Origin of the sequence: Rubripirellula obstinata, assembly GCF_001642955.1 — a bacterium.
GTDB classification, from domain to species: domain Bacteria; phylum Planctomycetota; class Planctomycetia; order Pirellulales; family Pirellulaceae; genus Rubripirellula; species Rubripirellula obstinata.
On record NZ_LWSK01000001.1, the window covers coordinates 59077 to 71300 of the forward strand.

11 protein-coding genes and 2 tRNA genes are annotated in these 12224 nt (G+C 55.1%); 8 read left to right on the plus strand and 5 right to left on the minus strand.

What is annotated here, in order from left to right:
* Positions 1–23: 23 nt before the first annotated feature.
* The 5 genes from RC85_RS00325 (at position 24) to RC85_RS00345 (ending at position 3555) form a co-directional block, all read left to right on the plus strand.
* Complete coding sequence (locus RC85_RS00325) at positions 24–284, plus strand: hypothetical protein (RefSeq protein WP_068257881.1); 261 nt, start codon at positions 24–26, stop codon at positions 282–284.
* A gap of 347 nt (positions 285–631) precedes the next feature.
* A complete protein-coding gene (locus tag RC85_RS00330) occupies positions 632–1099 on the plus strand; it encodes a hypothetical protein (protein ID WP_149752614.1) in 468 nt (155 codons plus the stop codon).
* A 257-nt stretch (positions 1100–1356) separates the two neighbouring features.
* Positions 1357–1563, plus strand: a complete 207-nt coding sequence (locus tag RC85_RS00335) for a hypothetical protein (RefSeq protein WP_068257883.1) — start codon at positions 1357–1359, stop codon at positions 1561–1563.
* Between the two features lie 95 nt (positions 1564–1658).
* Positions 1659–1880 (plus strand): hypothetical protein, encoded by a 222-nt coding sequence (locus RC85_RS00340; RefSeq protein WP_008702496.1) that lies wholly within the window; start codon positions 1659–1661, stop codon positions 1878–1880.
* 22 nt (positions 1881–1902) lie between these two features.
* Positions 1903–3555: a tyrosine-type recombinase/integrase gene (locus tag RC85_RS00345; RefSeq protein ID WP_068257884.1), complete on the plus strand. Its 1653-nt coding sequence runs from the start codon at positions 1903–1905 to the stop codon at positions 3553–3555.
* Positions 3556–3560: 5 nt separating this feature from the next.
* Here RC85_RS00345 and RC85_RS00350 read toward each other — a convergent pair.
* Positions 3561–3634 (minus strand) — tRNA-Arg (locus tag RC85_RS00350).
* A gap of 986 nt (positions 3635–4620) precedes the next feature.
* Here RC85_RS00350 and RC85_RS00360 point away from each other — a divergent pair.
* Entirely contained in the window at positions 4621–5322 is a 702-nt protein-coding gene (locus RC85_RS00360; protein ID WP_068257886.1) for an RsmE family RNA methyltransferase, read from the plus strand.
* A 640-nt stretch (positions 5323–5962) separates the two neighbouring features.
* Here the strand turns inward: RC85_RS00360 and RC85_RS00365 are convergent.
* From RC85_RS00365 to glgX, 4 genes are all read right to left on the minus strand, one after another.
* Positions 5963–6035: transfer RNA gene (locus RC85_RS00365), tRNA-Arg, on the minus strand.
* A gap of 93 nt (positions 6036–6128) precedes the next feature.
* The gene (clpP, locus tag RC85_RS00370) at positions 6129–6716 is read right to left on the minus strand and encodes an ATP-dependent Clp endopeptidase proteolytic subunit ClpP (RefSeq protein ID WP_068257887.1); all 588 of its coding nucleotides are present in this window, start codon (positions 6714–6716) and stop codon (positions 6129–6131) included.
* 90 nt (positions 6717–6806) lie between these two features.
* Positions 6807–7400, minus strand: a complete 594-nt coding sequence (locus RC85_RS00375) for a ClpP family protease (RefSeq protein ID WP_068257888.1) — start codon at positions 7398–7400, stop codon at positions 6807–6809.
* A 194-nt stretch (positions 7401–7594) separates the two neighbouring features.
* Entirely contained in the window at positions 7595–9679 is a 2085-nt protein-coding gene (gene glgX / locus RC85_RS00380; RefSeq protein ID WP_068257889.1) for a glycogen debranching protein GlgX, read from the minus strand.
* Positions 9680–10355: 676 nt separating this feature from the next.
* Between glgX and RC85_RS00385 the strand changes: the two genes are divergently transcribed.
* Together RC85_RS00385 and RC85_RS00390 are read left to right on the plus strand one after the other, a co-directional pair.
* Entirely contained in the window at positions 10356–11006 is a 651-nt protein-coding gene (locus tag RC85_RS00385) for a hypothetical protein (protein ID WP_068257991.1), read from the plus strand.
* A gap of 235 nt (positions 11007–11241) precedes the next feature.
* Positions 11242–12216 (plus strand): serine O-acetyltransferase, encoded by a 975-nt coding sequence (locus RC85_RS00390; RefSeq protein ID WP_068257890.1) that lies wholly within the window; start codon positions 11242–11244, stop codon positions 12214–12216.
* Positions 12217–12224: the final 8 nt, after the last annotated feature.

Sequence of the window (12224 nt, forward strand, 5' to 3'; positions counted from 1 at the left end):
TCTTTTTCTTTCCCCCATTACCTATGACCAAAGAGTCCAACGAAAACAATCAACCCGTAAAAAAGTTTCGGCTTCGCGGGATCTCGGCAAGTGTGTTCGAGAACAAAACCGAAAAAGGACAAACCTTCTTCAAGGTGACCGTCAGCCGTTCGTACAAGGATGGCAAAGGGTTCAAGTCAACCAACACGTTTTCGCGTGACGACTTGCCGATGCTATCGGAAGTTACCACCGCAGCGTGGAGAGAGATTTTGAAGCGGGAGTCCGAACAGCCTGCCAGCGAGTAGGCACTTAGAAATCATGAGGGCTACCCTGATGGCCCTCATCATCAACGCGAAGCGTTGACGCACTGGGCGAATTCGACATGCGGCATTCTGCTGAATGCACCTTGCGATGCCACCAGTGAAATGACTGGCTTTGTGCCAGACTTTCTGCAAATCGTTTCTTCCGCGACTTTGCTTACTGAATCACCCAACGCTCATTGAGCGAATATCGATACACCACCTCAGGTTTTTCTACGTCACGGTTACGGACGTGGGCGAAGCAGACTGAGGTTGGTCGGGCAGCGTCGCTTGGATCTCGCTGCATTACTATTTCTTAACACTATTCGATTATGGGACAATATTTCAAACCCGTGAACACAGACAAAAAGGAATTCGTTTGCCCTTGGTGCATCGGTGGCGGTGCCAAACTTTGGGAATGGGCAGCCAATAGGCAAGGTGCTGTTTTTACGCTGCTGCTTCGGCAAAGCGGATGCACTGGTGGTGGCGACTATGGTGGCCAAGAACCGCAGGTTGTCGAACTGAAAGATGGCGACAACATCGCGGATATCATTGCCAAAGGCGTCGTCCGAGAAGGTATGTCGATGCCGATTCCTAACGAATCGATTGTTGGCCGTTGGGCTGGCGATCGGGTCGCTCTGATCGGCGACTATGACGATTCCGGAATTTATTCCATCGCTTCTGAGCAATATCGCAATATAAGCGAACCATTGGTCGAAGCATGGAATCAGTTCTTAGGTGACGACCAATTCAGTCTTCAGTACCAACGCTGCGGCACTTGTGCTGAACGGCATCATCAAGAAATTGAAGAAAGGCGTTAGCTTGGCTTCTACTGACTTTGGCAGGCAGCCGTAACTGCTTGCCAATGCTTGTCGGCTTGCTCGACGGGCGAAACTGGGACGAATGATCCTGCGACGCGAATTCGCGTTCCTTGATCCTTCACCGGTTCATTTCATTGGCGTATCGCCAACTCTCCCGAACGTCTCTTTTCCCAGACGTTCACTCTTTTTTCCAACGTCGTTGGCGGACATTCCGCTGCCGACTGTTGTTTCCCCCTACTGCAATGGAGAGTTGCAAGATGAAAGTTGTATTGAGTGGCCACGAAGAAAAGGCCAACTGTATCTGGTGCCAGCGTGATCGCGAATGTGTGAAAGCCACCTTTAGCGACGGACTGTTTCAGAATGCGATGATTTGCTTCAAGTGCATGGCGACAGCGATTCGCGTGCGGTCCAAGGCGACGGAAGCTCAGCCGAAAACGCTGGCTGAGGCGGACAAACCCGCCTAGCCAAGTCCCCCGTCCCCTTCTTTGTGCAGCGTTCACGGGAGCCGGTTGCTGGTTTCCGTGGACTCTGCCGTTTTTGAACTACAAGGATCAAATCCATGCCACAAATCGACGTCGGCGTCATCAACGTCAATGAAGCGTACAGCAAACAAATGCTTCTCAAAAAGCTTTGCGTGTCACAGAAGTATTGGGATAAGCTTCTTTCTGAAGGCTGCCCCTATTCGGTAGTCGGTCACTCGCGTTGGGTGACCGGGCAAGCCCTCATCGAGCATCTCACACGAAACGCGGAAACCAAAGGAGAGCCCAAGGCAGATCTTTAACAAATAGCGAAAGGAGGTTGTCATGCCGCGCAAACCGGAACTTGGCAACGTGCAGGTGTATCCGAATCGTCCGCTTACCAAAGCGGACAAGACGGGCTACGTCTTGCAGTTTTATTGTCCGATCCGTGGCAAACGGATTCGTCGTAGCTGCGGTACTCGTGACCGCAGGGAGGCTCGCAAATTGATGCGTGAATGCCGCGAGCGATTGCTCGATGGTAGCTACGTTCAATCTGGTGGAGCCGTCTCGGCCAACGATGAACGAACGCGGCCCGCCGTGGTAGGCGTCGCGATTTCGTCGGAGGCAGAAGTTGAAACGGATGACAAGACGTGGGAGTGGTGTTACCAAAAGTACCGCCACTTCCGCACCGCTCGAACCAAGAAAGACTCGTTCAAACATTCTCGGTCTCGGTTGGGAATCGCCGAACGGATCTTTCGAGGCTACTTCGATGATCGAGGTCGGGACGGCGAGTTGCTCGTCAAACATGTGATGACGTTGGATATGATTGAGTACCTGCAAGAACGACTGTTGGCCGGGGATGAGTGTCGCTATGACTCTCGTTCTCCCAATACCGTCAACAGCACAACCGCTAGCGTGATGGCGTTCGTTCGCTTTTGCGCCAAGCGGGAATGGATCGAACGGGTGCCCGATATTGAACGACTAAGCGTCAACGATGTGATGAAAGGACGCCCCATCACCGGGGAGGAATTTGATCGCATGCTTGCCGTGACTCACAAGTTGGTTGGCAAGGATGAAGCGGCAGCTTGGCAGTTCGCGTTGCGAGTTGTCTGGTTCAGTGGATTCCGCGTCGGTGACCTGATGGATTTCCACTGGGAAGACGAACGGCATATTCGTCCGGTTTGGTCGAATCAGCCGGGAGTCTTTCCGACCATCACTGTCCCCTCTTCCCAAAAGAACGGCAAGGTTCAAGAGATCCCCATGCTCCCCGAGCTGGACGAATTCTTGAGCAGTGTTCCTGTTGAAGAGAGAAGTGGCTGGATCGTCGATCCCCCACCCCTGCATTGTCAGGTGAAGGGCGAATCGGTCTGGTTCCAGCCATGCCGTAGCGATCTGATCGCTTGGGCCAAGCGGTACAGCAATCTTGAGATCGCCGCCGTGTGCGGTGTGACCGAGACGACCGTCCGCAATTGGCTCAAACGAATGAAATTCCGGCGGAGCCGTGAATTCAAAGTTTCGACCGGTTCAATTCCTGCTAAGGCGATTGCCAAAGCTAAGGAACGATCCGAGCGAGGCACGGGAAGCGTTGTGACACCACGATCACAGCGACTAACCAAGGACCGTGTGGGCTGCATTATCGCCATGATTGGCGAAGAGGCAGGCGTGATTGTTCGCACGGAAGATGAGCGAACAAAATCGCGGGTGAAGTACGCCAGTGCTCACGACATTCGTCGCGGCTGTGCCCAGCGTTTAATCAACGCAGGGGTGACGGCTGAGACGCTGAAGGTCGTGATGCGGCACGCAGACTTTGCCACCACCGAGAAGTACTACGGCGCGACGCGGTCGGCCCAGGCTGCTGCCAGCGAAGTACGTCAAAAGATGACCACTGAAGCACCTACGGATGCATTAGTGGGTCGATTAGTGGGTCGAAAAGAAAAAGCTCCCCAGCTTAACGCTGAGGAGCTTTTGAAGCTAAAGGCTTTGCTTGAAAGGCTTTAGGAAAGTACACCCCAGAGGATTCGAACCTCTAACCTTCGGTTCCGTAGACCGATGCTCTATCCAATTGAGCTAGGGGTGCGGGCGGGGATTGCTCGCTTGTGTGGGAATTTAGCAAACCGTTGGGGTGGACGCCAGGGCTGAGGGGCGGGTTCGTTGATTGTGGGTGGGATTTATTGGTTTCGAAGCTTGGTTCTGTGTTATGCGGCTTTGGGATATGGGTGGTTTGATTGTCGGTGCGTGGCGAAGGATGCGATGGTGATTGGCGATTTTGTGCGTTTTTTGTGGGACGAATTGCTGGCTAGATGTGAACGTATCAGTGGGATGAGGTCTCTGAGACGGCCGCCGGATTGGGTGGCGAAGTTGTTGATGGTTTTGTTGGAAAATCGTACCAAACGGCCTGCGGTTGTGAAGTTTTGCATTTCAATGAAACGTCGAATCTGTTCTTGGCTGAGTGGTGGCAGTTGCAATGGTTTGCTTGAATGAGTCGATGTGGCGAACCGCGAAGGTGCGTTCGCTTGAATCCATTGGATTCGATCGGTTTGTAAGGCGAGTGTGCGGGTTTCTTCGGGCGGGGTCGCTCGGTCGAGCAGGAAGACGATTCGGTGAGTTAGTCGATCGAGTGCGCATGGCAATGACGACTGGGCGGAACGTTGGGTTCGGACCGTTCGGTAAATGAATTCGATCGGGTGATCGCCAAATCCTTGGTACTGCACGAGTGCTTGGAAGAGTGTCGTTGTTCCGCAACCGCGCGGTGAAAGGAGGACTGTTGAGGGCTTGCCGCTGCGGACGAAGTCTTCAATCAATGCGATTGCGTTTTGCTGAGTCGGTGCGAGGAGGGGGGGCGTCGGGGGCATGCTTGGTTTTGAAGGTGTTGGGGGGGACATGCTGGGGGGGACACGGCCCGGGGGGCCATGCTACTTGTTGGGGTGGGTGGTACACGGCCCGGGGGGCCATGCTACTTGTTGGTTGTTAGTGGCGGCTGTTGGATGTTAAGATCGGCGAGATGGGGTGGGCAACTTGAAAGTGCTGTAGCAGGCCCCTCTATCTTCTCGTGAAACTGATTCGATGACTCGACGCTATTTCTGTAACGAGCTTGCGGCGGCAGGTGGACTGGTTTCGCTTTCCAGTGAGGAGGCCGGCCATGCCAGTCGAGTGATGCGAGCGAATGTCGGTGATTCGATCACTTTGTTTGACGGCGTGGGGAACGAGGCTGAGGCGACGATCGAGTCGCTGGGGCGTTCGGAGTGCGTTTGTGTGTCGGGTGCTACACGCGGAATCACTCGTATGCCATCGGTGGATTTGCATCTGGGCGTGGCACTGCCGAAACCGGATCGCGCGAAGGAGTTGATTGAGCGGTTGACGGAACTGGGGGTCGCAAGCGTGACACCGATCACGGCGGAGCGAACCCAGCGGGCTGCGTCGCCTTCGTTAATCAACAAGCTGCGTCGAGTGGTGGTCGAAGCGTGCAAGCAGTGCGAACGTAATGTGCTGATGCGGATTGCAGATCCGATTACATCAAAAGAGTTTTTCCAGAGTCCCCAACAAGGCCGATGCGTGATCGCGCATCAAGGCGAAGATTGCGTGTCTGGATCTGATTTAAAATCGGAAACCAGGATTGTTTTTGCCGTTGGCCCTGAGGGTGGTTGGACCGATGGCGAGGTTGGGTTGGCGGGGACGAATGGGTTTTCGCGGATCAATTTGGGCGAGAGAATTTACCGAATCGAGACGGCCGCGGTGGCTCTGGCGTCAGCCCTGGTTACGCGGTGACGGAATGCAACCGCGTTGCCGGATGTCGCTTTGGTTCCATCCGGCCTGCGAGAGGCCGCTGATTTAGTTGATGGTTGATGCAGCAAGGGAGAGCTGTGGGCCGTAAGGCACGCATTGGTTTCACCGGGTAGGTGCGCGTAGGCCCGGCCGCTTACGCGTCGCGGCTCACGCGGGTGCGGTGTGGGGATAGGGCAAAGGCGCGGAGGTGCGTGGAGGCCCGGCCGCTTACGCGTCGCGGCTCACATGGGTGTGGTGTGGGGATAGGCAAGGGCGAGGAGGTGCGTGTAGGCCCGGCCGCTTACGCGTCGCGGCTCACATGGGTGCGGTGTGGGGATAGGGCAAAGGCGAGGAGGTGCGTGGAGGCCCGGCCGCTTACGCGTCGCGGCTCACATGGGTGCGGTGTGGGGATTGGGCAATAGCGAGGTGGTGCGCGTGGAGGCCCGGCCGCTTACGCGTCGCGGCTCACGCGGGTGCGGTGTGGGGATAGGGCAATAGCGAGGAGGTGCGCGGAGGCCCGGCCGCTTACGCGTCGCGGCTCACATGGGTGTGGTGTGGGGATAGGGCAATAGCGAGGAGGTGCGCGGAGGCCCGGCCGCTTACGCGTCGCGGCTCACGAAATTAGCTGCTGCGATTTCAGCAATACCCCCTGCCCGATTCGAACGAGCGTTTCGGGCTGAGAAGCCCGACGTCCTGGGCCGCTAGACGAAGGGGGCGGGGGAAGGAATTAGGAATTAGGAATTAGGAATTAGCTTAGTAGGTTTTGGAAAAAGCTAATCGCTAATCGCTAATCGCTAACAGCTAATCGCTTACTTTTCGTCGATCTTGGAGACGACTTTGTCGATCAGGCCGTATTCGGTGGCTTCGGCGGCGCTCATGAAACGGTCTCGGTCGGTGTCTTCTTCGATCTTTTCGAGCGAGTGGCCGGTGTGTTCGATCATGATCTCGTTCATGCGCTGCTTGATGCGGCGTAGTTCGGCGACGTGGATTTCCACTTCACGTGCGGTGCCTTGCATGCCGGCAAGCGGTTGGTGAATCATGATCCGAGCGTTGGGCAATGCAAATCGCTTGCCTTTGGCTCCGGCGGTCAACAGAACCGCGCCCATCGATGCGGCTTGGCCGATGCAATAGGTCGCTACGTCGCACGAGACAAATTGCATCGTGTCGTAGATCGCCATTCCGGCGGTGATCGATCCGCCGGGGCTGTTGATGTAAAGGTGAATGTCGGCCTTGGGATCGTCGGATTGCAGGAACAACATTTGCGCGACCAACGCGTTTGAAATGTGGTCGTCAACTTGTTGGCCTAGAAAAATGATCCGGTCTTTGAGCAAGCGACTGTAGATGTCGTAAGTTCGCTCTTCGCGGCCCGACTTTTCAATGACGTAGGGAATGGGCATGGTAATGCTTTGGTATTTTTGGATTGGTGACTTACAAGGGTGCCGAAAGTCTTGGCGACTTCCGCTACGAGTTGGACCGGGCGTCTTTGCTCAGTCTTCTTCGCCTTCGCTTGGTGGCTTGGTCAGGATGTCGTCAACGAGTCCGTAGGCTTTGGCTTCTTCGGCACCGAGGAAGAAATCGCGATCGGTATCGGCCGCAATTTTCTCAACCGTTTGACCGCTATGCTTTGCGATAATTTCGTTGAGCACATCGCGATAGCGGAACATTTCGGCAGCTTGGATTTCGATGTCGCTGACTTGTCCACCGACGCCGCCCAAGGGCTGGTGCATCATCACGCGGCTGTTGGGCAGGCAGAATCGTTTGCCGGATTCACCGCCGACCAACAACACGGCCGCGCCGCTGCATGCTTCGCCGACGCAATAGGTCGCGACGGGGCATGACAGCATTTGCATGGTGTCGTAAATCGCCAGGGTTGCGGTCACGGAACCGCCGGGGGAATTCAAGTAGAAATGGATATCCTTGCGGCGATTTTCGCTCTGCAAGTACAGCAATTTCATCACGATTTCGTTCGCGTTCCCGGTGTGAATCTCGCCCTGGAGAAACACGATCCGGTTCTCCATCAACAAGTCGCCGAGCGTCATTTGGCGTTGGCGTTGGTAGTTTTGATACGAACTGGCGGCCATAGGTTGGTCTTTCCGTCGAAGTGAATAATGTACGGCGTTAGTGTTCGGCATTATGCCTGTTTAGACAAGGGGGAGAGGAGATGTTAGCTATTAGCATTTAGCGATTAGCAATTAGCCACAAGATTTTTGGTACTTGAGCTATTCGCTAACCGCTAACCGCTAATCGCTAATCGCTAATCGCTAGCTGCTTTTTCTCACTCACCCTGGGCGACGAACACTCGCATCGAGTGGCAGCCCATCGTGATTTCTCGGCCGCCGGGTGGCATCGGGCCATCGACGTCGGGGTAGATGTCGTTGGGCGAATCAGCAGCCGTGTCCAGGAACAGGTTCCATCGCATTCCACGCCCGATTTCCGGCAGGTGGAATTCACGGTCTTGGCCGGTGCTGTTGAACATCAACACCATGTCGCGGCCTAATCCTTCCAGGTCATCAACTTTTGCTGGTGCAGCGATGTAGGCGACCATTGCAAGGTCTTGTTGTCCCCAATCCAAGGGTCGGCCATTGGGCGAGTACCAGGAAACATCGGGGATCGTTCGACCGTCAACGGGTTGGCCGGTCAGATACGTTTTGCGACGAACGGTGGGTTGATCGCGACGGAACTGAATCAAGGTTTGAACGAACCTCAACAGACCCTTATTCTTTTCCACCAAACGCCAATCAAAGTAACTCAGTTCGTTGTCTTGGCAGTAGGCGTTGTTGTTGCCCTTTTGCGTTTTGCGAACTTCATCACCCATCACCAACATGGGCACACCCTGCGACAACATCAACGTGCTGAGCATGTTCTTGATCTGACGCAGCCGGATCGTGTTGATGCCTTTCTTGCGAGTTGGACCTTCGACGCCATAGTTATCACTGATGTTGTGATTGTCGCCGTCGCGTCCTTCTTCGCCGTTGGCCAAGTTGTGTTTGTCTTTGTACGACACCAAATCGTTCATCGTAAAACCATCGTGGCTGGTGATGAAATTGATGCTGCAAAACGGTGGACGTCCATCGTGTTCGTACAGATCGCTTGAACCGGCAAGCCGTGTCGCCAAGGCTCCCAGCGTGCCTGAATCGCCTCGCCAAAAACCGCGAACGTCGTCGCGATAACGACCGTTCCATTCGGCCCAGCGATGGTTACCAAAACTGCCAACCTGGTAAGCACCCGCAGCGTCCCAAGCTTCGGCAATGATCTTGGTATCGGCCAGCAAAGGATCTTCGGCGATCAGTTCGACCATTGGCGGGTTAGGAATCAGGTCGCCGTTTCGGTCGCGGCTAAGGATACTGGCGAGGTCAAAACGGAAACCGTCGATGTGGTAATTGTGGACCCAGTGACGAAGGCAATGAAAGATCATTTCGCGGACGACTGGGTGGTTGCCGTTGATCGTGTTTCCGCAGCCGCTGTAGTTACAGTAATGCTGGCCTTCGGACAGAATGTAATAGACCTGGTTTTCAAGTCCTTTAAACGACAGCGTTGGTCCCTGTTCGTTTCCTTCGCAGGTGTGATTGAAGACAACATCCAAGATGACTTCGATGCCAGCAGCGTGCAGCGCCTTGACCATCGACTTGAATTCGTTGACCTGGGCACCGGGAGTCTTGTCATGGGCGTAGCCTCGGTGCGGCGAGAAGAACGCCATCGAGTCGTAGCCCCAATAGTTGGCGCGTTCGATCTTTTTGCCGTAGATATCCTTGATCGGAAATTCGTTGATCGGCATCAGTTCGACTGCGGTCACGCCGAGCGATTTCAGGTACGGAATCTTTTCAATCACACCCAAGTACGAACCACCGGCATCGACTTTTGCGGTGCGGCTTTTGGTGAACCCTTTGACGTGCATTTCATAGATCACGGATTCGCTGATGTCGTGGCGAACGTGCCGGTCGCCTTCCCAATCAAAGTCGTCTTCGACAACAACGCACTTGGGTGGCCGAATGATTCCATCGGTTGATTTTTGGAATTCGCCCGCCAAAGCTTCGGCATAAGGATCGATCAACCGCGCGGTCGAATCGAACCGATGACCGTGCTCGGGATCCCAAGGGCCGCTGGCTTGGTAGTGGTAAAGCTGGCCTGCTTCCAGACCCGGCACCGTCAAACTCCAGACGTCGCCCCATCGATCGGTTTCGCGATTGAAGTCGATAACTTTCGTGGGTTCGCGATCGCTGACTTTGTTGTAAAGCAGCAATCGCATTTCGGTTGCCGATCGGCTGAAGACGGAAAACTGGACTCCACCGGCGTTGAGCGACGCACCGAAGGGAGGCGAGTAGGCGAATTGAAGGGTGGGGCTCGGTTGACGCATGAGCATTGGGCGGGAGACTCCGGAAGGTAGGCAAAACGTTGGTCGATCGGATTGCGATCGGACGTATTTTTATGGGTTGTCAGTTGTTCAAGATGGCTTCATCAAGTTGACTTTGAACACTACCACCACGTCCCGAACGTGCCGGGTTTCCTGGTGTCGTGTTGATGAATTGGCGACTTTGAAAAACACCGACGACGTCTGGCGACTATCTAACGGAGAAACCTTGCATTCTTTTTGGAGAAGAGGGTGGGGTCAGCGAAACCTTGGCGATCCGCTGCGGCTGTCGTCGGTTTATCCAAGACAGCAGTTAGCGAACCGCACCGACGCAAGATACCCCATTTCGGGCTGCTACTGAATCGACCCACCAACGGCCCCCGAACAACAACGGGATTAACACCGTTAGCAGCGAAAATGCGGCGGGAAGTCGATTTAGACGCTGATGACCAGATGGGGGAGGGGAAAGATAGGGACTCTGCGGTGTCTATTCCGTTGCCATTTGGATTGGTCTGGTCTGGTCACACCGATTGTGTGAATCAACCCGGGTGAAACGGCCGAAGCCAAGAGTGCGGTGAATCAGTTTTCGATTCGCTGGCAGAAACGAAGTCTGACAACACCCGCACACTTAAAACAACCCACGTCCGCATACTCGATTGCGGCACGGCGTTTCCCGAAGGATATCGCAATGGCTCGACAACGACTTGGACTGCAGCTTCCACAAAATCAATTCCTGGTTTCCCGCATCCTTGGATTGGGGCTGTTGGCGATCATCCTGGTCGGATCGACCGGCTGCCTACGTCATAACACTCGCGGCGGTGATTGCGGTAGTTGCCAAACCGGCACCTGCAACACTGGATCCTGCGGGATGGGTGACTGCGGGATGGGTGATTGCGGCATGGGTGATTGCGGATCAGGCGATTGCGGCGGCTGCGAAACCTGCGGCGGAACTTCGTCTGGCATTTTGACCAAGATGGCGAACCGTCGTCCGTGCGGCTGCTCGACTTGCGGCAGCGGAATCCTGGGCCGAATCGGCGGCATCGCTGGTTTCAAATGCAAGAATGCCAACTGCAATGGCGGCTATGGTTCATGCCAGGGCGGAAATTGTGGCGGCTGCGGCGGACCAGGCTGCATCGCTGGACCTTTCGGATGGCAACAAGGCGGTCTGGGATACAGCCAACACCTCAACCCGGGGCCGTTGGGTCACAACGCGGGTGCTCAATTGAACAACCGAGCTTTCACGCCCGGACCACCCACCGGACAGACCGCTTACCCCTACTACACGACTCGCGGTCCACGTGACTTCCTGATGGCGAACCCACCATCGATCGGACGCTAGTTAAACCGTCGCTGATCCCGCCAGGGTTCAGTTGGGCTAGACCGATCGAGGACTGAGCCCTGGCGGGATCAGCTACATTTTGATGCCGCCTGTAAACTCGCTCGAGAAAACAAATTGACCAGCGAGGGATCACCTTGCTGGTCTTTTTTGTATCCTGATTTAAGTATCCAACAAACCAGCCACCGAACGTTCGCCCTTTTCACGCATTGTCTTAGGCACAGCACAGGTCATCGACATGGCATCCGACTTTCGACTCAAAGAACAGCTTCCTCGGTTGACCGAGCAGATCGTGGCGACCTACACGCCCGAAGATTCGATCAACCATCTGGGGCACTGCGCACTGCCGAGTTACACCGGCGTGGTCGAAATTTTGATGAACCTGAAAGATATCCTGTATCCGGGATACCGACGAAAAGTGGGGCTGCACCTGGGCAACATCGAATATCACGTCGGCGGTTTGATCGATACGCTGCACGATCAATTGACGACTGAGATTGCACGGGCGCTGCGTCACGAACAACGTGTTCATAACAATCATGCCGATTGCGAAACCGACGTCGACTTCGAGGCCAAAGGCCAAGCGATGGCGATCGAGTTGTTAAAACGTATTCCAGACTTGCGGCGCACGTTGGCGACCGATGTGCAGGCGGCCTACGACGGTGACCCTGCGGTTCACACGACCGACGAGATCGTTTTCTGCTATCCCGGATTCGAGGCGATCACGATTTACCGCATCGCCCACCAATTGGTGATGCTGGACGTTCCCTTCATTCCTCGCATGATGACAGAATGGGCGCACAAGGAAACTGGCATCGATATTCACCCTGGTGCAACGATTGGTGATTACTTCTTCATCGATCACGGCACCGGTGTGGTCATCGGTGAGACTTGCGAAATTGGCGAGCATGTCAAGTTGTACCAAGGCGTGACGTTGGGCGCACTCAGTTTTCCGACTGATGCTGACGGTCAATTGATTCGCGGATCGAAGCGTCATCCAACGATTGAAGATCGCGTGGTGGTTTACGCCAACGCAACGATCTTGGGTGGCCGAACCATCGTTGGCCACGATTCGGTGATCGGATCAAGTGTTTGGATTACCCGATCGGTGTCGCCCAGCACGACGGTGGTGCTAGAGAAACCTCAATTGAAGGTTCGCGGCGCGGCAAGCGATAGCGAAGTGTTCGAGGACGCGATGAATTTTCAGATTTAGAGTTTTGG

Excerpts from the sequence above, each read along its gene's own strand:
- clpP (WP_068257887.1), bottom strand. The coding sequence starts at position 6,716 with ATGCCCATTCCCTACGTCATTGAAAAGTCGGGCCGCGAAGAGCGAACT.
- RC85_RS00390 (WP_068257890.1), top strand. The coding sequence starts at position 11,242 with ATGGCATCCGACTTTCGACTCAAAGAACAGCTTCCTCGGTTGACCGAG.
- RC85_RS00325 (WP_068257881.1), top strand. The coding sequence starts at position 24 with ATGACCAAAGAGTCCAACGAAAACAATCAACCCGTAAAAAAGTTTCGG.
- RC85_RS00345 (WP_068257884.1), top strand. The coding sequence starts at position 1,903 with ATGCCGCGCAAACCGGAACTTGGCAACGTGCAGGTGTATCCGAATCGT.
- RC85_RS00335 (WP_068257883.1), top strand. The coding sequence starts at position 1,357 with ATGAAAGTTGTATTGAGTGGCCACGAAGAAAAGGCCAACTGTATCTGG.
- RC85_RS00385 (WP_068257991.1), top strand. The coding sequence starts at position 10,356 with ATGGCTCGACAACGACTTGGACTGCAGCTTCCACAAAATCAATTCCTG.
- RC85_RS00375 (WP_068257888.1), bottom strand. The coding sequence starts at position 7,400 with ATGGCCGCCAGTTCGTATCAAAACTACCAACGCCAACGCCAAATGACG.
- glgX (WP_068257889.1), bottom strand. The coding sequence starts at position 9,679 with ATGCTCATGCGTCAACCGAGCCCCACCCTTCAATTCGCCTACTCGCCT.
- RC85_RS00340 (WP_008702496.1), top strand. The coding sequence starts at position 1,659 with ATGCCACAAATCGACGTCGGCGTCATCAACGTCAATGAAGCGTACAGC.
- RC85_RS00360 (WP_068257886.1), top strand. The coding sequence starts at position 4,621 with ATGACTCGACGCTATTTCTGTAACGAGCTTGCGGCGGCAGGTGGACTG.